Source organism: Paraburkholderia suaedae (genome assembly GCF_040812055.1).
In the GTDB taxonomy this organism is placed as follows: domain Bacteria; phylum Pseudomonadota; class Gammaproteobacteria; order Burkholderiales; family Burkholderiaceae; genus Paraburkholderia.
In genome coordinates this window covers 28,857-49,756 of record NZ_JBFOAH010000030.1, presented here as the reverse complement: position 1 = coordinate 49,756, position 20,900 = coordinate 28,857, and the positions used below count along the sequence as shown (strand labels likewise).

Below are 20,900 nucleotides of genomic sequence, written 5' to 3'. Positions count from 1 at the left end.
GCAATCAGCACCATCGCCGCGTCGACTTCGTGCCTCCCGAATACCTTGTTGAAGACCTGAGAGTGGCGCGTATCGCCAGCGCCCACGGCGCCAGGCGATCTATCAAACAGACGGCGCCGCACCGCTTCTGCGCGCCTTCCTCGACTCCCACCGCTGCCGGAGCCGATCCATATACAGATACACCACCGGCGTCGTGTACAGCGTGAGCATCTGACTGACGATCAGCCCGCCGACGATGGAGATGCCCAATGGCGCCCGCAATTCGGCGCCTTCGCCGTGCCCGAACGCGAGCGGCAACGCGCCGAGCAGCGCCGCGAAGGTGGTCATCATGATGGGCCGGAAGCGCAGCAGGCAGGCCTGGAAAATTGCGTCGCGCGAGGACATCCCCTGGCGCGACGCTTCGATGGCGAAATCCACCATCATGATCGCGTTCTTCTTCACGATACCGATCAGCAGGATCACGCCGATCAGCGCGATGATGCTGAACTCCGTCTTGAAGAGCAGCAGCGCGAGCAACGCACCGACGCCCGCCGAAGGCAGCGTCGAGAGAATCGTCAGCGGGTGGATGTAGCTCTCGTACAGCATGCCCAGCACGATGTACACCGCCGCAAGTGCGCTCAGGATCAGGATCGGCTGGTCGGACAACGACTGCTGGAACGCCTGCGCCGTGCCCTGGAAGCTGCCGTGGATCGTGGCCGGCATGCCGATTTGAGCCATGGTGTCGTAGATCGCCTGCGTCGCGGTGGAGAGGGACACGCCCGGCGGCAGATTGAACGAGATCGTCGAGGCCACGAACTGGCTCTGGTGGTTGACCGAGAGCGGCGTGGTGCCCGGCCCGAAGCTGGCGATCGCCGACAACGGCACCATGGTCTCCTTCGACGTCGACACGGCCGCGCCCGACGACGCACTCGACTTGCCGCTCGCCGCAATCGAGTTGATCGCCTGGTTGCGCGCGGAATCGGCGGCGATGCTGGCCGCGCTCGCCGCCGTGGTGCCCGCCGTGCCGCCGGCGGCCGCGCTGGTGCTGGCGCTCGTCGGCGCGTTCTTCTTCGACGTGACCGTGCCCGCCGGCGCGTTGGTGGTCTGCGAGCCGCTCGCGCTGCCGCCCGACGTGCTGATGTAGAGCTGCCTGAGCATCTCGGGACTCTGCCAGTATTGCGGTGCGACTTCCATCACGACGTGATACTGGTTCAGCGGGTTGTAAATGGTCGACACCTGGCGCTGGCCGAACGCGTCGTACAGGGTGTTGTCGATCTGCGAGGGCTTGATCCCGAAGCGCGACGCGGTGGCGCGGTCGATCGTCACCATCGCTTCGAGGCCGCCTTGCTGCTGGTCGGAGTTCACGTCCGTCAGTTCGCGGCGCGCCTGCAACGCCTCGGTGAGCCTGGGCCCCCACAGGTACAGCTGGGGCGTCGAATCGGCCAGCAGCGTGAACTGGTATTGCGCGTTCGACTGCCGTCCGCCGACGCGGATGTCCTGCACCGCCTGCAGAAAGGTGCGGGCGCCCGCGACGTTGCCGAGCGGCGCGCGCAGTTGCTGCATCACCTGCTCGGCGGAGAGCTTGCGTTCGGTCTTCGGTTTGAGCGACACGAACATGAAGCCCGAGTTGGTCTGCCGGCCGCCGGTGAAACCCACCACGCTGTCCACCGCCGGGTTCTTGCCGACGATATCCATCATTTGCGCGAACTTGCCCTTCATTGCCTGGAACGACGTGCTCTGGTCGGCCTGAATGCCGCCGATCAGCCGGCCGGTGTCCTGCTGCGGAAAGAAGCCCTTCGGCACGATGACGTACAGCCAGACGTTCAGGCCGATCGTCAACAGCAGAATGGTGACGATCACGCGCGGATGCAGCAGCGCCCAGCCGAGCGTGCGCTCGTAGCCGCGCTGCATCGACGCGAAGCCGCGTTCCAGCCAGCGCCCGAGACGGCCTTCCTGCTTTTTCTCGTACGACTCGTGCAGCAGACGCGAGCACATCATCGGCGTGAGCGTGAGCGAGACGACCAGCGACACGCCGATCGCGAGCGAGAGCGTCAGCGCGAACTCGCGGAACAGCCTGCCGACAATGCCGCCCATCAGCAGGATCGGCAGGAACACGGCGACCAGCGAAATGCTGATCGACATCACCGTGAAGCCGACTTCGCGCGCGCCGAGAAACGCGGCCTTCATACGCGGCACGCCGTTCTCGATATGCCGGGAGATGTTCTCCAGCACCACGATCGCGTCGTCGACCACGAAGCCGGTCGCGATGGTCAACGCCATCAGCGACAGGTTGTCGATCGAGAAACCCAGCAGGTACATGGCACCGAACGTGCCGATGATCGAGATCGGCACCGCCACGCTCGGAATCAGCGTGGCGCGCCAGTTACGCAGGAACAGGAACACCACCATCACCACCAGCACCACAGCGATCATCAGCGTGCGGCCGGTGTCGCGCAGCGACGCGCGGATCGTGGTGGAGCGATCCGCGGTGGGCGAGATGTCGACCGCGGCGGGCAGCGACGCGCGCAGTTGCGGCAGCATCGCCGTCACCCGGTCGATGGTGTCTATGATGTTCGCGCCCGGCTGACGGTACAGGATCACCAGCACCGAACGCTTGCCGTTGAAGAGTCCCAGGTTGCGCAGATCCTCGACCGAATCGACCACCTCGGCGACGTCGGAGAGTTTCACCGCCGCGCCGTTGCGGTACGCGATCACCAGGTCTTCATATTGCGACGCCCTGGTTGCCTGGTCGTTGGTGTAGATCTGCACGCGGTTCCCGCCGAACTCGATCGAGCCCTTCGGACTGTTCGCGTTGGCCGCGGCGAGCGCGGCGCGCACGTCTTCCAGACCAATGCCGTAGTGCGCGAGCGCCTGCGGCTGCAGTTCGACGCGCACGGCCGGATTGGCCGAGCCGCTCACGTCCACTTCGCCGACGCCGGCCACCTGCGACAGCGACTGCTGCAGCACGGTAGCCGCCGAATCGTACAGCTGGCCGGCGCTCAGCGTGTTCGACGTGAGCGCCAGAATCATGATCGGCGCGTCGGCGGGGTTGACCTTGTGATACGTGGGGTTGCTGCGCAGGCTGCTCGGCAGATCGGCGCGCGCGGCGTTGATGGCGGCCTGCACGTCGCGCGCGGCGCCGTCGATATTGCGGTTCAGGCCGAACTGCATGGTGATCCGCGTCGAGCCCACGGAGCTGGTCGAGGTCATTTCCGTGACGTCGGCGATCGAGCCCAGATGCCGCTCCAGTGGACTGGCGACACTGGTGGCCACGGTCTCCGGGCTCGCGCCCGGCAACGAGGCCTGAATCGAAATGGTCGGGAAGTCGACTTGCGGCAGCGGCGCGACCGGCAGTTTGGTGAACGCGACGATACCGGCCAGCGCAACGCCGATCGCCAGCAACGTCGTGGCGACCGGGCGCGAGATAAACGGACGCGACAGATTCATCGCTCAGGTCCCCGCATCGGCGGCGGGCGGCGCCGTCGGCTTGCCGCGGTTAAAGCGCTCGCGCGCGCGGCGGCCGAGCGAATCGAACGCGAGGTAGATCACCGGCGTGGTGAACAGCGTCAACAGCTGACTGACGATCAGCCCGCCCGCGATCGCGATACCGAGCGGCCGGCGCAGCTCCGAACCTGCACCGGTGCCGAGCATCAGCGGCAGTGCGCCGAGCAGTGCGGCAAGGGTGGTCATCAGGATCGGCCGAAAGCGCAGCAGACACGCCTGGTAGATCGCTTCGCGCGGCGGCTTGCCTTCCTCGCGCTCGGCGTACAGCGCGAAGTCGATCATCATGATCGCGTTCTTCTTCACGATGCCGATCAGCAGCACGATCCCGATGATGCCGATGATGTCCAGATCATGCCCCGTGATCAGCAGCGCGAGCAACGCGCCGACCCCCGCCGACGGCAGCGTGGAGAGAATCGTAATCGGATGGATGAAGCTCTCGTAGAGCACGCCGAGCACGATGTACATCGTGACGATGGCCGCGAGAATCAGGAGCAGCTCGTTGCTCAGCGACGCCTGGAACGCGAGCGCCGCGCCCTGGTAGCGCGTCTGGAACGATGCCGGCAAGCCGATGTCCTTCTGCGCCTGAGCGATCGCCTTGACCGCCGCGCCGAGCGACGAGCCCGGTGCGAGGTTGAACGACACCGTGGTGGCCGGGAACTGGCTCAGATGCGTGACGAGCAGCGGCGCCGGTTGTTCGACGAACTTCGCGACCGCCGACAGCGGCACCTGGCCGCCTGTCGACGTGGAAGAGGGCAGGTAGATCGAGTTGAGCGAGTCGGTGTAGTGCTGCATCTCCGGCAAGGCTTCCAGAATCACGCGGTACTGGTTCGACTGGGTGAAGATGGTCGAGATGATGCGCTGGCCGTACGCGTCGTACAGTGCGTTGTCGATGGTGGCTGGCGTGATGCCGAAGCGCGACGCGGTGGGGCGGTCGATCTGGATGAACACCGAGCGGCCGTTGTCCTGCAGATTGGTCGCCACGTCCGCGAGTTCGGGCGCCTGTTTCAGCCGGTCGACCAGCTTCGGCACCCACGTCGTGAATTCGCTGATGTTCGCATCGGTCAGCATGAACTGGTACTGCGTCGGGCTCACGGTGGAGTCGATCGTCAGATCCTGCACCGGCTGCATGAAGAGCGACGCACCCGCGATATGCGCGACGTCCTTCTGCAACTGGCGGATCACCTCGCTCGCGGTGTTGCTGCGGTCGTCGCGCGGCTTGAGGTTGATCAGCATGCGGCCGCTGTTGAGCGTGATGTTGTTGCCGTCCACGCCGATGAACGAGGTCAGGCTTTCGACGTCCGGATTCTTCAGGATCTGCGCGGCGAGTTCCTGCTGGCGCTCGGCCATCGACGCATACGACACCGACTGCGGCGCCTGCGTGATCGCCTGGATCACGCCGGTATCCTGAACCGGGAAGAAACCCTTCGGAATGAACACATAGAGCACTGCGGTCAGCACCAGCGTGAGCAGCGCGACCACCAGCGTGGAGCGTTGCCGGTTCAGCACCCACGTGAGCGCGACCGCATAGCGGGCGATCACCCAGTCGATGAAGCGGTGCGCTTTCGCCTCGAAGCGGTGGCTGTCATGCGGCGGCGTGTGGCGCAGCAGCTTCGCGCACATCATCGGCACGAGCGTCAGCGAGACGACCGCCGAAATCACGATGGTCACCGCCAGCGTAATCGCAAATTCATGGAACAAGCGGCCCACCACGTCGCCCATGAAGAGCAGCGGAATCAGCACGGCGATCAGCGATACGGTCAGCGAAATGATCGTGAAGCCGATCTGCTTCGAGCCCTTCAGGGCCGCTTCGAGCGGCGGATCGCCGTCCTCGACGTAGCGCGCGATGTTCTCGATCATCACAATCGCGTCGTCGACCACGAAGCCGGTGGCGATGGTCAGCGCCATCAGCGACAGGTTGTCGAGCGAGAAGCCGCACAGGTACATCACGGCTAGCGTGCCGATCAGCGACAGCGGCACCGACAGGCTCGGAATGATGGTGGCATAGACGTTGGCGAGGAACAGGTACATCACCAGCACCACCAGCACCACCGACATCGCCAGTTCGAACTGCACGTCGCGCACCGATGCGCGGATCGTCGTGGTGCGGTCGGTGACGATCTGCACGTCGAGCGCTGCGGGCAGCGCCTGTTGCAATTGCGGCAGCAGCGCCTTGATGTGTTCCACCACCTGAATCACGTTGGCGCCCGGCTGGCGCTGCACGTTCAGGATGATCGCCGGCGTGCCGTCGACCCACGCGCCGAGCTTGGTGTTCTCCGCGCCCTGGACGATCTTCGCGACGTCGGTCAACATCACCGGACGGCCGCTCTTGTATGCGATCACCGCGCTCTGGTACTGGTCGGCGTCGGTCAACTGGTCGTTCGAGTTGATCGTGTAGTTGCGCGTCGGACCGTCGAAATTGCCCTTCGGCGTATTGACGTTCAGGTTGGAGACGGTGGTGCGCAGGTCGTCCAGATTGAGGCCGTACGCGGCGAGCGCGCGCGGGTTCGCCTGAATCCGCACCGCCGGGCGCTGGCCGCCCGACACGCTCACCAGACCCACGCCCGCGACCTGGGAGATTTTCTGCGCGAGACGGGTGTCGGCCATGTCCTGCACCTGGGTCATCGGCAGCGACTTCGAGGTGATCGCGAGCGTCATGATCGGCGCGTCGGCCGGATTGACCTTCGCGTAGATCGGCGGCGCGGGCAGGTCGGAGGGCAGCAGGTTGCCCGCCGCGTTGATCGCGGCCTGGACTTCCTGCTCGGCGATGTCGAGCGGCAGATCGAGGCTGAATTGCAGCGTGATGATCGACGAGCCGGCCGAGCTTTGCGACGACATCTGATTGAGCGACGGCATCTGGCCGAATTGCCGCTCGAGCGGCGCCGTCACGGACGAGGTCATCACTTCCGGGCTCGCGCCCGGATAGAACGTCTGCACCTGGATGGTCGGATAGTCGACCTGAGGCAGCGCCGACAGCGGCAAAAAGCGCAGCGCGACGAGGCCGACCAGCATGATCGCCGCCATCAGCAGCGCAGTGCCGACGGGACGCAGAATAAAAGCGCGGGATGGATTCATGCGATCAGTGCCGTGCCTTTATTGCGAAGCTTGCGATGCGTGTCTGCCATGATGCGCGTGGGCGCCTGATGCACCCGCTGCACCCGAAGCGGTTGCCGCGCCGCTTCCACCGCTTGCACCGCGCATGCCGGAGGCGGCGCGCGGCCGGTCGGCCGGAATCGTGATCTTCGCGCCTTCGCGCAGCCGGTCAGAGCCGTCGGTCACGACGCGCTCGCCGACCTGCAGGCCCGATTTGATGCTGGTGCGTTCGCCGTCCACCGGGCCGGTTTTGACAGGGCGCACCGTGACCGTATTGTCCGGCTTCACGACGTACACGAACTGACCCATCGAGCCGTTGAGCACGGCGGTAGTCGGCACGATGACTGCGTCCTTGATGGTGTCGACCAACAGACGCGTATTGACGAACTGATTGGGAAACAGCCTGTTGCCGTCGTTCGGGAAGATCGCGCGCAGCCGCACGGTGCCGGTGGTCGTGTCGATCTGGTTGTCCATCGTCTTGAGCGTGCCGGCTGCGAGCGACCGGGTGTTGCTGCGGTCGTACGCGGTGGCAGAGAGTTGCTCGCCGTTCTGCGTGTGCTGGATGATCTGCTGCAGGTTGTCTTCCGAGGTGGTGAAAATCACGCTGATCGGGTCCAACTGCGTGATCACGACGATGCCGGTGCTGAGGCTCGACGTCACGTAGTTGCCCGGGTCGACCTGGCGCAGCCCGACGCGGCCGGACACCGGCGCCGTGATGCGCGCGTAGACGAGATCGAGCTTGAAGCTATCGACGTTCGCCTTGTCGGATTTCACGGTGCCCTCGTATTGCCGTACCAGCGACGCTTGCGTGTCCACCTGCTGGCTCGCGATCGAGTCCTGCGCAAGCAGCGTCTGATAGCGTTTCAGGTCGCGGCGGGCGGTCTCCAGCAGCGCCTCGTCGCGCACCAGCGTGCCTTGCGCATTCTCGAGCGAGATCTGATACGGACGCGGATCGATCTGGGCGAGCACGTCGCCCTTCTTGACCATCTGGCCTTCCTTGAAATACACGTCCTGCAACACGCCGCTCAACTGCGGCAGCACCGTGACCGTGGCGAGCGGGGTGACCGTGCCGAGCGCGGTCAGCACCACCGGCATCTCGCCTTGCGTGGCGGTTGCCACATGGACCGGCTGCGGCATGTTGGCCAAGGCGCCGCGGCCCCCCCGGCCGCCGCTGCGGCTGCCCGACGCGCCGCTGGCCGCACTCGCCGCGCTGGCGCCGGCGCCCGGGCCGGCCCACGGATGCCAGCGCCACAGCGCGACAGCGAGAATCACCAGGGCCGCGACGATCAGTGCGATGTTGCGGCCGCGGCGAGGCTTGACTGCGCCGGGAGGCTCGTCGGGCGCGCCCGTCGTGGTGCCGCGGGAGGACGGTGGTGAAGCCGGAGCGGCAGGGCGTTGGGATTCCGAATGCTTTTGCTGTTCGTCCATCGGTTCGGTCAGGTGGCTAACTTGGATGTGAGCCGCTCGGGGCGGTCGCGGCGATACAAAGATTCGTCGGACCGGCGGGCGCGGCATGGCAGGCGGCTTCGACAGCGGGTGCGCCGTGCTTGTTCAGCGCGATGCTACCCGGGGCGCAGGGCAGAGATGTTAGCGCAACGCGGCGCATCACAGGTTGGCAAGCGGTTTTCGATGCGGATGGCGACTCGCCGGGCGAGCGCTTTGCGACGGAAATGCATGATCCTACGTTGCGGGGTCCGTAACAGTCCACCTGCGGATTTTTCTGTAGATTACGAGCGTTACAGTCGGGTCAGGCGAAGGCGTAGTCCGGCTCAGCAGGTCGCCTTCCGGCTATGTCCGCGCTGCGAGGTATGCGGGACATCGCCGGGTGGCTCAGATTCATCCGTGAGCCAATCTCGAGGCGCGGCACCCATGCGCCGAATAGTGCCGGGACGTTTTGCCGGCACGAATGAGGCCCGCTCTAATTTTGCTTGACTTAGTCAGCATAACCGTAAAGAATCCGCTTCTATCTCGAAAGACGATTACAGATTTCGCTCCTGCAGTTCTGAACTCGCCACGCTCCGCAGTGTCCGCTCCAGCATCTTCCCCCCGTTGCTCGTCAAGGCCCGCGCGGGTATCGCAGCGGCGGCCCAACTTTCGAATGACCGTCTCTCAGGTTCTAGCACGGCCCTCGGAATGGCTAGAACTTTTTAAGGCGTCACGGCAACGTGACGCTTTTTTTTCGTTCTTATTGACGCACAACAAAGTCTGCACCAATCGATAACGACGCGTTAACACACAACATAGTCTGCTCCAACGGTAAAATACGTGATGCGGTGCAGCATTTGTCAGGGAAAGAGCTATCAGAGCGCCCGATGCTTCCAGCATAAGAACACAACGCCGGGCGCGTCGGCCGGGAGTGCCTTTTACATCTGGCGTAAACTTGACTCTGGACGGGCAGAAGAGGGCGGCGGTGAGAGTCCTGCGGCGTTGGCCCGCAGGTCCGGTTCGTATCGTTCGTTCCTGGTTTCCACGTTCGAGCCTGATAAGGGCGGTTGAGCCTATCGCCCACGTCCTGCAAACCACCACCTCGTGTGTTGGGAGGCGAAATGACGAAGGTACCTGACGACTTTCCGCATGATGTCGCGCCAGCCGCGCTCGCCGGGGCACAGCCGAAGCTGGCGGCGCGCATGATCGACGTCCAGTTTGTCGTCGGACTGACCGAAGAAGAGCGATTGGACCGATGGCAGATATGTGAGGACCTGGCACTGCAACTGATGGTGCCCGCCCGGAAGGACGCCGCAAAGTACCCGCAGAAGGCTCACGATGTGGTGCTTGGGCGCATCGGGGACGCTATCGTGGGCAAGGACTGGTGCAATGTAGTCGAAATGAACTGGATCATTGCCCGGTTGCGCGAACTGCTCGATGGTGATCCCTCATCGGCTACCGGGCGTGTGTCGAAAGCCGGCTCAGATTCACCGGACATTTTCATCCATCTGGCCGCGAAGTAATCCGGCGACACTGATGTCTTCGTCGAGGGCGTCCCAATGCAGACCCGCGCCTGAGGCGGAGATGCGGAATCCGTCGCGTTGTCCAGGCGTTGCCGCGGCCAGTCGCGGGAAACACCGTAGTGGAATTTTGAGCCTGCGGCCGTCGCCCAGGACGACGGTGAAGCTGATTTCGTCAAACAGCAGGTCTGTTGCGAACGGTGTCATCACGATACCTTCTGCAGTTTCGTCGGTAGTGTCGCAGTAAAGCTCTGCGGCAAGATTCGCCACTCCATATTGTTGACGGGCGCGCAATGGCAAAAACGAAGAAGACACTGCCTCCATGCATCGGCACGGTGCTCAAACGCCTGCACTACCCCCTGAATGTGATGTTGTTGTGCGTGCGGTGGCACGTGGCCTACTCACTGAGTCTGCGCAATCTCGAAGAATGAAATGAACGCGTCCCGCCCGTGAGCGTGGGAGCAAAAGAAGGTGGATCCTCACGGGCCAACGGCATCGATGTGCCCACGCGGAAAATATGAGTTTTCCCAGGCCTGTCACCCGTCTGCGTGGACTCGCAGGTGAGCCTGCGAAATCTCGAAGAGATGATGTCGGAGCGCGGAATCTCGGTCGACCGTTCAACCGTGCACCGATGGGCGGTGAAGTTGCTGCCGGTGATGGAGAAGCTCTTTCGGCGACGCAAGCACCCGGTGGGCAAGAGCTGGCGCATGGACGAAACGTATATCGAGATTAACGGCCAGTGGCAATACCTGTACCGGGTCGTGGATAGGGACGGAGCCACCGTCGATTTCCTGTTGCGAGCCCACCGGGACAAGGTTGCGGCACGGCGGTACTTTGAGAAGGCAATCAGACACAACGGCGAGCCCGGGACGGTAACCATCGACAAAAGCGGAGCCAACCTGGCGGCGCTCGAGAGCATCAACGCCGGCCGGGAGCAGCCCATGAAGGTTCGTCAGGCGAAGTACCTGAACAACATCGTGGAGCAGGATCATCGGGCGATCAAACGCCGAACGCGATCCATGATGGACTTCAAGGATTTCCGATGTGCTCGCATTCTGCTCGGCGGTATAGAGTTGATGCACATGATCGCCAAGGGGCAAATGCAGACCCACGGTTTGAATCAGACATCTGCCGACCAATTTTACTCGCTTGCCAAATAAGGATTCCTATTTGCTAAGGATGGCTTCTCCACGCCACGCCTTATCGCGACAAAACCTGTCGCTTTCTCTCAGAGTCAAGGACTGCAAGCGCTCGTCGCAGCGGCACCATGTGTTTCGCATAGCGCGTGAGACGGAATGCCAGCGGCCTCTTCACAGGCAAGTACGCAACCCTGCAAAAATGTCGTTGCGGTGCGGTAGATAAAAGTTTCGGTATCGGGGATTACGCATTCGATCGTGTGTGGCGAACGACGCGCCGCGCACGCTTCGGTGCGTATGAAACCACGGAGCCGAATAGTCTTCATATGGGTCCGCCGAAAAGCCCGGATAAGGCGCGAACGGACCAGCCGTCCATTCCCAGACCGAGTCGCCCCACTCGATCAGCCCATTGCAAGCCGCATACTCCCATTCGGCCTCCGTAGGCAAGCGCCGGCCTCGCCAGCGGCAAAAGGCTTCCGCTTCGTACGCGTTGACGTGACAAACCGGCAGTGATAGGGGCAGCGGTTCCCAGCGCCCGAACCAGCGATGCTCCCATCGTGCGGAGCCGCCGCGTGCCGCTTCGCGCCACCGCCGCGGCGCCTTCAACCCGGAGGCCGTCAACCACGCGATTCCGTCGTTCGACCACCAGCGTTCATCCTGATAGCCGTTCGCCGCAACGAACTCTGCAAACCGGGCGTTGCTCACGCATTGGCGGTCGATCTGCACCGGCCCAATCGGCACGGCGTGCCGCCATTTTTCGTTGTCGAACACGAATCCTTCGTCACGCGATCCTCCGATCAGGAACGTCTCGCCCTCAATCGCGATTTCGCCCGCGCCAGAGGAACGCTCGACGGGCGACATCGCCAAAGGTGCGTGCGCGGCATAGTCCAGCGTCTGCCGCATGTAGGTCAGTGCCTCGGCATGCATGTCCTCATGGTACAAGGCAAGACGGAAGTAATAGAGATCCTCGTCAGAATTCGTGACTGCCGCCAGTTTTGTGCGTACATATTCCAGCACTGCGCCTGTGTAGTCGATAATCTGTGCAAGCGGCGGCAGGTTCAGATGCCAGCGAACGTCGTGAGCCACGCGACCCGAATCGAACCATCGGTCCGCGTCTGCCAGCAGCGAGAGGCGGGTGGGCGCGAACCGGCCCTGCGAGTCCCGTTGCGGATCCCGCAGTATCCAGTACTCCGTGAACCAGGAAATATGCGCATACTCCCACAATGGCGGATTGATCCCGGGATCGCAGGGCACCTGCATCTGCGCGGGTGTCAGGTCCGCGAGGATGGCCCATGTGCGCCGGTGAGCATCGACAAATGCCGCATCCAGCTGGGTCTTGTCCAGTTTACGTGTTCCCGCTGGGTTAATTTGTAACCTCATCCGTCCTCCAATGGCCAGAATTTTCATTGCCAGCCCTGCACTGCGTAGCGCCAACAACGGAAACTGGCAGACCGCATATCGTTGGTTCAGGTTCCTGCGCACAGGCTATCAGGTTTCACTTGGCGCCGAGTGGCCTGCGGCCGAGCCACTGCAGGAGCCACCGGCCTGTCTGATCGCATTGCACGCCCGGCGGTCGGCTCCGACTATCGCCAGGTTTGCCGATGCCTGCCCGGATCGTCCGCTGGTGGTCGTGCTTACCGGCACCGATCTCTACCGGGACATTCGCGTGGACGATTCCGCGCGCCGTTCGCTCGACCTCGCTACACATCTGGTCGTGCTGCAGGAAGAAGGGCTGGCCGAAATGCCTGCTGCACATCGCGCGAAATGCCGTGTCATTTACCAGTCCGCTCCGGCGCCCAAATCAGATATTCCCGCAATTCGCGGACGGCGAACCTTCGACGTGGTGCTGGTGGGTCATATGCGCACAGAGAAAGATCCGCGCACACCGATGCGCGCACTGGAACGGCTGCCCGACGATTCGCGAGTGCGACTGATCCATATCGGTCGCGCGCTGGAAGAGGAGTATCGGCTCGCGGCGCAGGCGTTGCAAGCGCGGACATGGCCCACGGTGCAGCGGTACGTCTGGGACGGTGGGCTGTCGCATGGCGCTACGCTGCGACGCATTGCCAACGCGGACGCGATGGTCATTTCGAGTGTGATGGAAGGAGGCGCGAACGTGATCATCGAAGCGGTGAATGCGGGCGTACCGGTGCTGGCCAGCTGCATTCCAGGCAACGTCGGTATGCTGGGCCGCGACTACGACGGCTATTTCCCCCCCGGCGACGACCAGGCGCTGGCCCGGCTGCTCGATCGGGTGAGCCGGGACTGCGCATTCCTGACGGCGCTGCAGAAGCAATGTACCCGTCGGGCGCCACTGTTTGCTCCTGCACGGGAAGAGGCGGACGTTACAGGTTTGATCAGCGATGCCTTGGCGCAGAGATCTCAGTCAGCTGGAGCTAGGTCGGGGTAAGCCACAGTCACCTTCCTTCGAGATGGTCAGCTGCATGACATCGGCGAAATGCAACGCTTTTCTTCTCCCGTGCGCCGGATCGATGTAACGAATGCGGCAGGACACCAGAGACACAAACGGCATTGTCACGTTGGCGTGTTGATGACGCGATAGCCGATAGAACTCACCGCTGGCTCAGAAATCGGACGGATCTTGGGTAGACCCGGTGAAGCGATGCCACGTAGCAAAGCGTACGGCGAGCTGTTTGCGATACAGTGATGCACGCAGTAAATGTCGCTTGAGCGCGAAGTGCTGGCGGATCGGTCCGAAGCTCGACAGGAAAGCTTGCGTGCGTTTCGGGTCGCGGAAGCCACGCATCCGGCGCTCGCGTTCACGCGTAGGCTGATGGCTGTTTTCGGCACGGTTGTTCACCCGTGCACTCGCTTTGACGAAAACGTGTTTGACGTTTGCCAGTTCGGCAATTTCGGCCTTCGCCGCCGGATAGCTGCGCAACTGGTCGGTGACGATCTTGCCCGGCACTTTGGGACACGACGCCAGCTTGAGAAACTCCATCTCGATCAGCCGCTCGTGCCGGAGCACTGTCGTATCCAAGCCTAGCGCTTTGACTTGCGCGGGAGAGCGCTGTACAAGATGCAGTGTGGAAATCTCGTGGTGGCTGAGCATTGAATTCTCCGAAAGGGAGCGCGGTCAAAGCCGGTGTGTCAGTCACATCCTAGTGAGCCAAGGTTCCACTATGCCTACGGCACTGTGTCCGCCGGTTACGCAGTTACATTGATGAACGGTGGATATGCGGGTGGCTGGGCACGCCCAGTGGAGTCCGAAATGATCCGTTTCAATTCAAGGTCAACGGAAACCATCCGGCGCCCGCTTGCGCCTTCCCTCTGAGCATTAGGTTTGTCCTCAAAGCTTCGCTACCCCCACCAGTTCGGTCATACCTGAGCGCAGCGATGCGCCTCACGATGGACGTATCGGCTGCTCCGGAATCGCTAATCTGGCGGTCCCTGCATGAGAGACAGATCGGCGAATCATCATCTGCTCGAAGGGGTTCTGGTGCAAATAGGAAAGCAGGTTGAAAATTTTCTGCTCATCGCGGGTCATCAGTTCGTTTTGCTCAGACAACTCTAACCGATTTGCCGGCCCTATTTGCAACAGAGCCGGCGTTTGCGGGTTTGCTCTTTCGCCTGATCGGATTGACTTCGAGATCCCCTACGGTCAGGACATCGCGTGTCGCACACGGTGCCCGGCGAATGAGCGAGCGAATCCGCGCGAGCAATTCGACGTAAGCAAACGGTTTGGAGAGGTAGTCGTCTGCGCCCAATTCGAAGCCGGCGACCTTGTCGTCGACCGTGTCTCGTGCGGTGAGCAATAGCACCGGCGTGTTCTTCGCCATCCGCAAGCGCTTGAGCACCTCAAGCCCGCTCAGTTCCGGGAGCACCCCGTCGAGCACGATCAGATCGAACTCTTCATGTAGTGCCAGGAAGAGGCCGTTTTTCCCGTCCGCAGCGGTATCGACAGTGAAGCTTGCTTCCGTTAGCCCTTTTGAAGATAGGACGACATCTTCGGCTCGTCCTCGATAATGAGTATCCGCATTGCACGATCAATTTGATGTCGAAAACCGGTGGGATCAACCTCTTACCTACGTCCGGGTTGAGGGCAGTAGCAGCGAGACACTTCGCAGCTGGCCGAGCGGTCATGTCGCTGGACGGTACACGGAGCTCAGGTGCGTCCCGCCACGTGGCTGGGTTTTAACGACGTCAGCTCCCCATCTCGGATCAGCACAACTTCTTCCGGAAAGGACTGAACGACTTCGACGCCTTCGTTCTCAAGACGGTCGAGTAGTTCAGGCAGTCTTTTCAGCGAAGCGTTTTCGATATCGTGCAAGACAACTACCGTCCAGTCCAGTTTGGCAACGTCCGACAAGCAGCGTTCCACCCAATGGTCGTGATCATCCCAGTCGTGCGGCACACTGTTCCACGCCAGGCACGTGAAACGGTGCTGCACCAGATAAGCCAGTGCTTCTTCACTAAGAAGATGCGGCCCCAGGAGACCGAAATTGCCAAAAGGGCGAAAAAGTCGCTCCGATATACCCCGTGCGGCAATCAGCGCCTGCGTGTCTCCTATCTCACGTGTCGCATAACCTGACTCGGTGCTATCACCGAACGCGACGGAATGACTGAACGAGTGATTACCGACCTTGTGCTCGTGCGCGACTATCCGGTCAAGCAAAGCCGCGCCCTCAGCATTGCCGATGCGGTTCCCAAGCACGAAGAACGTCGATTTGATACCGCGCTCGGCCAGGATGTCCAGAATCGACTCGGTGACGCCCGGGGTCGGGCCGTTATCGAACGTAAGGGTAACTTTCTTCATAGTCCATGTTCTGCGCTACGCAGCGGCAGATCGGCCGGCACGTACGCAGTGACGTTGTGTACCGAGCCCGGTTATCGACATCTCGACGATGTCGCCGTGCGCCAGATACGTTTTCGGCGTCATGCCAAAGCCAACGCCCGCCGGTGTTCCGGTAATGATGAGATGTCCTGGGCGTAATGTCATAAACTGGCTGCAATAGCTGACGATCGTATCGACATCGAAAATCATATCGGCTGTGTTGCCGCGCTGGCGCGCGGTGCCGTTCACATCGAGCTTCAGTTCGAGCGCCCCGGGCTCGCGCAACTCGCTCGCACTCACGATCCAAGGGCCGAGCGGCGTGAAGGTATCAAAGCTCTTGCCTTTGCTCCATTGACCACCCCGCTCGACTTGCCAATGCCGGTCGGACACGTCGTTGACCATCACGTAGCCGGCAATGCACTTGCGTGCCTCCTCTTTGCCGATACGCGAGGCGGCGCTGCCAATGACGATCCCGAGTTCGATTTCCCAGTCGGTGCTGATCGAGCCCGGCGGCAACAGAATGTCGTCGCCGGGTCCGCAAATCGACGACGTCGATTTAAAGAAGACCACCGGTTCGGAAGGGATCGGCAGGCTGGCTTCCACCGCATGTTGGCGGTAATTCAGCCCAACGGCGATGATTTCCTTAACGTCGCCAAGTGGCGAGCCGATCCGTCCAGGGGCGTCCACCTTCGGCAGCTTCAATGGGTCAAGTGCTTCGAGAAAGCGCATGCCATCAGCCGACAGCACGGACTCGTCGATATCTTTGACAATCGGGCTCAAAGCGCGCACCGAGCCATCGGCGGCGAGTATGGCGGGAAGTTCGTGGCCCTGAGGCCCATAGCGAAGCAGTTTCATCGGGTACTTCCTTATCCAGGCGGGAAAATTACTGGCGCACGAACCACGGTTCTTTTTCGATCTGCAAGGGCAGAAGAATACGAACGACGCAGTTGTACCAGGCGATTGTCACGAGTAGCTCGAGGCGTTGTTGCGGACCGAGGAACCCAGCAGCGTCCCACGTGCTGTCCGTGACATGACCCTCGAGGCTGACTTCCCTCGCCAGACGAATCACAGCGCGCTCCTCGGCCGTGAAGTGTGCCGACTCCTCAAAGTCCTGCAGGCTCTCGAGCTGTTCGCGTCGCACGCCCGCGCTCAAAGCCGCATTCCAATGGTGGTCCACTTCATACGGCGCATTGGCCACGAGCCCTACGGTCACGACTGCAAGTTCGCGGAAGACTCTGGGGAAAGTGGTCTGCTTGCGCAGCGCGGTTGCCATTCCAAGAACCGCTTCCGTGAGTGCCGGGGCGTTCGCCAGTGCCAGGAAAATGTTTTCGGGATTGGGGCCCCGTTCAGCAATCAGCCGGTCATAGAGATCCGTTCTGCCGTCCGGTATGGTCTGCCTGCTCACATAGGGGATGCGTGCCATATCTAAAAACCTTCACTTTTTTCAAAAGAGATTGACCGTTGCTCCCATGAGCAACGATCAGCTACTCGACTACGCCAACTAGCCTCAACTCATGCCCAGATAGGCCTCCAGGGACGGCTCCGGCCCTCCCGGCAGCGGGCTCGTGCGATCCACGCCACGGAAGGGGGAGGCGTTCGTCAGCCAGGTCAACCGCGGCGGCAGCCCCCACGACTCGGTCACCCGGGAAATGCCGGTCAGGTCGTGGACGATTGGCTCGTCTTGCGCATCGCCGCAGTAGATCGGCGGCGGCAGCAATTCGATGCGATGACCGTCCGGATCGAGCAGGTAGACGTAGTACGAATGGCCCAGGCTGTGCCTGCCCGGTCCGAACTCCACGTTGTCGCCAAAGCCCAGACTACCCGCGACATCGCAAGCCTTCATGATTTCATTGATACCGTGGACGACGTATGCAAAATGATGCAACTCGGGGCCTGGCCGCCTGATAAAAACTATGTCGTATTGGGAATCCTTGCTGTGCAAGAAGACGCCGATCGGCTGCTCTGCGACGACCATATAATCCAGGATTCGAAACCCAAAATCGGCGTAGAAACTTGCTGCCCGTTGTACGTCGGGGGCCGTGACCTGGTAATGATCGAAGCGAAGTGCACCCCCGCCCCGAATGCTTTCAAACTTCTGGTCGACTCTTTCGACGCGGGGCATGGCGGAGCAAAACTCCAGCGGCGTTCCGCTGATGTCCGAAGCATGCAGGGTGCGTGACTGGTACGGTGCATCGACGAATTCGGCTTTGATTCCACGCTTTTCGAAGTAGAACTTGGCTTTATCCAGGTCCTCGTCGTCAAATGTCCGCAGACCAGTCCTGATACACGCGGGCGCATCAGTGGTGCGCTTCAGGATCAAGCTATGGTGTGACCGCTCTTCAACGCCTCGTAGATAGATGGTGTCATTGTCCTCGTCACTAACGGTCAGGCCAACGACTTCCGTATAGAAATCGCGGCTTCGCGCCAGGTCACGGACGGTAAAGGTAAGGTGGCTCGCACGAGTCACTTGAAACGGTGCGGGCCGGGCTGTCTTGGGTATCTGGATCATCGCATCTCCTTGGCTTCCTGACGAATGGTTTGGGGCGTAGCTTCTTAATTTGAACAGCCTTCTTCACGAGAACCGGCTTTGAACATGTCTCGTGTACGTCATTAAGGTAGTTAAATTCATGCATCTAACGCCATGATTTCCCCCACCCTGTGACGAATCCTCACGCGATTCATCGGACTGCGAATGTTGCTGCTTTCAACACCATTCCCCGTCTTAAGCACATCGTATTCTCCTATATTGTCGCCGGCGGACCGCAATCGCATATGGACGCTATGCGCTCTCCCGTCATCCGGCACCAGGCAAGCCCGGTATGCTCACACCGAAGGTCTGAAGCAGGAAAATGGTGTTAAGAAACAAAATTACCACGGTGCCTAGAATCGCAGCGACCGACACAAGCCGACTGTTCACGAACGGTCCCATGATGTCGCGCCGGCATGTAAAGATCACCAATGCGGCCATGGGGACCGGCAACGCGAAGCTCAGTACCACCTGGCTATAGACGAGTGCATCCGTTGCATTGACACCGAACGCTATGACCGCAAACGCCGGCACCATCGTCGCAATCCGGCGCAACCAGATCGGGATACGAAACCCTACGAAACCTTGCATGATCATTTGGGCCGCCATCGTTCCGACGACCGAACTCGAAACACCGGAGGCGAGTAGCGCAATCAGGAAGACACCCGCCGCGCCAGCGCCGAGCAAGGGCGTCAAGGTGTGATACGCCGTTTCGATGTCACCCACGTCAGGATGACCCGCATGAAACGCACCGGAGGCCATGACCACCATTGCCATGTTGACCAGACCCGCGAGTGTCAGCGCAATCATCACCTCGAAGTTGGAGAATCGCAGCAGGTTCCCGCGATCGGCATCAGTGCGCGCCGGCGCGCGATTTTGCGTCAGGCCGGAATGCAGATAGATGGCGTGCGGCATCACCGTGGCGCCGAACATGCCGACCGCGACGGTCAGCGCGTCACTGTTAGGTAACTGCGGCATGAACGTCCCGCGTGCGGCGGCTCTCCACGCTATGTGAACCATGAACAGTTCGGCCAAATAGGACAATGCAATGGCAGCGACAAGACAGCCGATGATTAACTCGATCGGACGAAATCCGCGCTTTTCGACCATCAGGATTGCGCACGTAATAAGTCCGGTAACCACCATGCCGGCCAGCAACGGCAGATGGAAAAGCAGCGACAAACCTATCGCGCCGCCCAGGAACTCCGCGAGATCCGTTGCCATCGCCGCGATCTCGCTGATCCCCCACATCGCATAAACCAGGGGTGCCGGAAACTGCTCGCGGCACACTTCGGCGAGGTTGCGATTCGTGACCATACCCAGTTTGGCCGACAGCGCCTGAAACAGCATCGCGACAACGTTGGCACCAAGCACTACCCAAAGCAGTGCGTAGCCGAATCGGGCACCTGCCTGAAGGTTCGTGGCGAAGTTACCGGGGTCCATGTAGGCGATCGAAGCGATCACCGCCGGTCCGGCAAATAGCAAGTTGGCGCGTCCGGAGATTCTGCGCCCTGCCAGGACCTCGCCGATGGCCTGGATAGTCCGTTCGGTGAGCCCCAGCTGTACTTTGACACTATCCATTGCGTCGAATCTCTGAGAGTCCACTTGCGTAAAACAGGTCGGTACCAAGAAGTCTATATAGAGTACTGATCAGTACTGTTTGTCTAGTATATAAGATTTCGCATCCGGAAACATGACACTGGGGTAAACCATCATTAATGGTCGTTTTCGGCGATGGGATATCGGCAAACGATTAGCAGGGAAATCCTTGAGCTGGTCGTACCAACGGGTATTGTCAAGAGAGATTTCGATGACGCTGACGGAAGCGGCAAGGGCGACCTTTGCAGACTTGGTTTCTCCGTCCTTCAAAGCGTCCTTCAGAGGCGCGGGCCGAGCCGGAGATTCGCTGTTGCCGCGTCGCCGCTGCAAGCGCTTGAACCCACCAGGAGTGAATGTGAATTGTTCAGGCTTGACTACCGGCGCATAGGAGATAGGCGGCGTTGGCGCCTGCTAAAATGCAAGTGTTTATACGTCCCGCTTCCGTCAGAAGTTTGTTTGAAAACGCAAGGAAGGTTTGCATGCCCCCTAGAAAGACGCCTGCCCAGAAGAAACTCCCATCGCGTCTACCGGTGAGCAGATCGACGCAAAGACGCCGCGAACTACTGACCACCGCAGCAGACATGTTCTTGGCGCGCGGCTACGACCGCGTCACCCTGGATGAGATCGTTGCCGAGGTAGGCGGCTCCAAGTCGAACGTCTATAAGCACTTCAAGGGCAAAGAGGGCCTCTTCATCGCTGCGCTCGAAAATCTTAGCCGCGAGATATCCGGCGAAATCCTGGCCTCTGAGGGCTTCTCGCTGCCTCTGCGTCAGGCGTTGACCAAGATCGGTCAAACGTTCTACAAGGCCGTGCTGCATCCCCGAACTATCGCAGTGCAGCGCCTGGCCATTGCCGAATCGAGTCGCTTTCCACAAGTGGGGCAGACGTGGTTTGATCAGGGGCCACGTATATTTTACGAGGCAATGACAAAGTTCTTCGAAGAGCGCCAGGCACGCGGGGAACTGCGTGCTTGCGACGCACGGGAGGCTGCCATCCTCTTTCACGACATGATGGCATTCGATTTTCCGCAACAACTCCTGCTTGGAATCATGCGCCCACCGAAGGCGTCGGTCGTCGAGGCAAAGGTTCACTCAGTCGTCGAAGCTTTCCTGAACGGGTTCGCTCAAGAGCGGGAACAAAATGTTTCGAGCGGTGGGCAGCACACCGCGGCGGCCGGCCGCCGCACTTCCGGATCGGTTGAAGGTGTAGGCGCACGCGCGCGACGATGACGCAGACGCGTCGCTTAAGACAGGTAGCCACGAAGTGATCTCTGACCGCGGAGCTTGCGTATCGTGGCGAGGTCGCACCCTTCCAGGAGCGTGGTT

At 61.2% G+C, this 20,900-nt stretch carries 14 protein-coding genes and 4 pseudogenes; 5 read left to right on the top strand and 13 right to left on the bottom strand.

Features of this window, described 5'->3' with window-relative positions:
• Positions 1 to 102 precede the first annotated feature (102 nt).
• Genes ABQJ48_RS30715 through ABQJ48_RS30705 form a run of 3 tightly spaced genes read right to left on the bottom strand, consistent with a single transcriptional unit; the run spans position 103 to position 8,001 of the window.
• Entirely contained in the window at positions 103 to 3,426 is a 3,324-nt protein-coding gene (locus ABQJ48_RS30715; protein ID WP_367841715.1) for an efflux RND transporter permease subunit, read from the bottom strand.
• Positions 3,427 to 3,429: 3 nt separating this feature from the next.
• Positions 3,430 to 6,555 carry an MdtB/MuxB family multidrug efflux RND transporter permease subunit gene (locus ABQJ48_RS30710; protein WP_367841714.1) on the bottom strand — a complete coding sequence of 1,042 codons (3,126 nt, stop codon included), beginning with the start codon at positions 6,553 to 6,555 and terminating at the stop codon, positions 3,430 to 3,432.
• Positions 6,556 to 6,573: 18 nt separating this feature from the next.
• Positions 6,574 to 8,001 (bottom strand): MdtA/MuxA family multidrug efflux RND transporter periplasmic adaptor subunit, encoded by a 1,428-nt coding sequence (locus ABQJ48_RS30705; RefSeq protein WP_367841713.1) that lies wholly within the window; start codon positions 7,999 to 8,001, stop codon positions 6,574 to 6,576.
• Between the two features lie 1,118 nt (positions 8,002 to 9,119).
• Between ABQJ48_RS30705 and ABQJ48_RS30700 the strand changes: the two genes are divergently transcribed.
• Entirely contained in the window at positions 9,120 to 9,521 is a 402-nt protein-coding gene (locus ABQJ48_RS30700) for a hypothetical protein (RefSeq protein ID WP_367841712.1), read from the top strand.
• Here the strand turns inward: ABQJ48_RS30700 and ABQJ48_RS30695 are convergent.
• Positions 9,486 to 9,833, bottom strand: coding sequence for a DUF2442 domain-containing protein (locus ABQJ48_RS30695; RefSeq protein WP_367841711.1), 348 nt, complete (start codon positions 9,831 to 9,833; stop codon positions 9,486 to 9,488). The two genes, ABQJ48_RS30700 and ABQJ48_RS30695, sit on opposite strands and share 36 nt — an antisense overlap.
• Here ABQJ48_RS30695 and ABQJ48_RS30690 point away from each other — a divergent pair.
• Positions 9,812 to 9,925 (top strand): annotated as a pseudogene (locus ABQJ48_RS30690) (IS6 family transposase); the annotation flags it as partial. The gene ABQJ48_RS30695 and the pseudogene ABQJ48_RS30690 overlap by 22 nt on opposite strands.
• Positions 9,926 to 10,078: 153 nt before the next feature.
• Positions 10,079 to 10,678: pseudogene (locus tag ABQJ48_RS30685) on the top strand (IS6 family transposase); the annotation flags it as partial.
• Between the two features lie 150 nt (positions 10,679 to 10,828).
• Here the strand turns inward: ABQJ48_RS30685 and senA are convergent.
• Positions 10,829 to 12,061, bottom strand: a complete 1,233-nt coding sequence (gene senA, locus ABQJ48_RS30680; protein WP_367841710.1) for a selenoneine synthase SenA — start codon at positions 12,059 to 12,061, stop codon at positions 10,829 to 10,831.
• On the opposite strand from senA, the gene senB reads away from it, so the two are divergent.
• Entirely contained in the window at positions 12,033 to 13,064 is a 1,032-nt protein-coding gene (senB, locus tag ABQJ48_RS30675; RefSeq protein WP_367841735.1) for a selenoneine biosynthesis selenosugar synthase SenB, read from the top strand. The genes senA and senB overlap by 29 nt on opposite strands.
• Before the next feature lie 174 nt (positions 13,065 to 13,238).
• Here the strand turns inward: senB and ABQJ48_RS30670 are convergent.
• The 8 genes and pseudogenes from ABQJ48_RS30670 to ABQJ48_RS30635 form a co-directional block, all read right to left on the bottom strand.
• Positions 13,239 to 13,604, bottom strand: a pseudogene (locus tag ABQJ48_RS30670) (DDE-type integrase/transposase/recombinase); the annotation flags it as partial.
• Between the two features lie 619 nt (positions 13,605 to 14,223).
• Positions 14,224 to 14,654: pseudogene (locus tag ABQJ48_RS30665) on the bottom strand (response regulator); the annotation flags it as partial.
• A gap of 126 nt (positions 14,655 to 14,780) precedes the next feature.
• Positions 14,781 to 15,431: a polysaccharide deacetylase family protein gene (locus ABQJ48_RS30660; RefSeq protein ID WP_367841709.1), complete on the bottom strand. Its 651-nt coding sequence runs from the start codon at positions 15,429 to 15,431 to the stop codon at positions 14,781 to 14,783.
• Positions 15,432 to 15,446: 15 nt separating this feature from the next.
• Positions 15,447 to 16,304 carry a fumarylacetoacetate hydrolase family protein gene (locus tag ABQJ48_RS30655; RefSeq protein ID WP_367841708.1) on the bottom strand — a complete coding sequence of 286 codons (858 nt, stop codon included), beginning with the start codon at positions 16,302 to 16,304 and terminating at the stop codon, positions 15,447 to 15,449.
• Positions 16,305 to 16,332: 28 nt separating this feature from the next.
• On the bottom strand, positions 16,333 to 16,872 hold the full coding sequence (locus ABQJ48_RS30650; RefSeq protein ID WP_367841707.1) for a carboxymuconolactone decarboxylase family protein: 540 nt from the start codon (positions 16,870 to 16,872) through the stop codon (positions 16,333 to 16,335).
• Between the two features lie 84 nt (positions 16,873 to 16,956).
• On the bottom strand, positions 16,957 to 17,958 hold the full coding sequence (locus tag ABQJ48_RS30645; RefSeq protein ID WP_367841706.1) for a VOC family protein: 1,002 nt from the start codon (positions 17,956 to 17,958) through the stop codon (positions 16,957 to 16,959).
• 285 nt (positions 17,959 to 18,243) lie between these two features.
• Positions 18,244 to 19,557 (bottom strand): Nramp family divalent metal transporter, encoded by a 1,314-nt coding sequence (locus tag ABQJ48_RS30640; RefSeq protein ID WP_367841705.1) that lies wholly within the window; start codon positions 19,555 to 19,557, stop codon positions 18,244 to 18,246.
• Positions 19,558 to 19,626: 69 nt separating this feature from the next.
• Entirely contained in the window at positions 19,627 to 19,845 is a 219-nt protein-coding gene (locus ABQJ48_RS30635) for a hypothetical protein (protein WP_367841704.1), read from the bottom strand.
• 209 nt (positions 19,846 to 20,054) lie between these two features.
• Between ABQJ48_RS30635 and ABQJ48_RS30630 the strand changes: the two genes are divergently transcribed.
• Positions 20,055 to 20,804 (top strand): TetR/AcrR family transcriptional regulator C-terminal domain-containing protein, encoded by a 750-nt coding sequence (locus tag ABQJ48_RS30630; RefSeq protein ID WP_367841703.1) that lies wholly within the window; start codon positions 20,055 to 20,057, stop codon positions 20,802 to 20,804.
• The last annotated feature ends 96 nt before the right edge of the window (positions 20,805 to 20,900 follow it).

What these genes read in the sequence shown, in the direction of transcription:
- ABQJ48_RS30715 (WP_367841715.1), bottom strand. Translation starts at nt 3,426, where the DNA reads ATGAATCTGTCGCGTCCGTTTATCTCGCGCCCGGTCGCCACGACGTTG.
- ABQJ48_RS30710 (WP_367841714.1), bottom strand. Translation starts at nt 6,555, where the DNA reads ATGAATCCATCCCGCGCTTTTATTCTGCGTCCCGTCGGCACTGCGCTG.
- ABQJ48_RS30705 (WP_367841713.1), bottom strand. Translation starts at nt 8,001, where the DNA reads ATGGACGAACAGCAAAAGCATTCGGAATCCCAACGCCCTGCCGCTCCG.
- ABQJ48_RS30700 (WP_367841712.1), top strand. Translation starts at nt 9,120, where the DNA reads ATGACGAAGGTACCTGACGACTTTCCGCATGATGTCGCGCCAGCCGCG.
- senA (WP_367841710.1), bottom strand. Translation starts at nt 12,061, where the DNA reads ATGAAAATTCTGGCCATTGGAGGACGGATGAGGTTACAAATTAACCCA.
- ABQJ48_RS30660 (WP_367841709.1), bottom strand. Translation starts at nt 15,431, where the DNA reads ATGAAGAAAGTTACCCTTACGTTCGATAACGGCCCGACCCCGGGCGTC.
- ABQJ48_RS30655 (WP_367841708.1), bottom strand. Translation starts at nt 16,304, where the DNA reads ATGAAACTGCTTCGCTATGGGCCTCAGGGCCACGAACTTCCCGCCATA.
- ABQJ48_RS30650 (WP_367841707.1), bottom strand. Translation starts at nt 16,872, where the DNA reads ATGGCACGCATCCCCTATGTGAGCAGGCAGACCATACCGGACGGCAGA.
- ABQJ48_RS30645 (WP_367841706.1), bottom strand. Translation starts at nt 17,958, where the DNA reads ATGATCCAGATACCCAAGACAGCCCGGCCCGCACCGTTTCAAGTGACT.
- ABQJ48_RS30640 (WP_367841705.1), bottom strand. Translation starts at nt 19,557, where the DNA reads ATGGATAGTGTCAAAGTACAGCTGGGGCTCACCGAACGGACTATCCAG.
- ABQJ48_RS30630 (WP_367841703.1), top strand. Translation starts at nt 20,055, where the DNA reads ATGCCCCCTAGAAAGACGCCTGCCCAGAAGAAACTCCCATCGCGTCTA.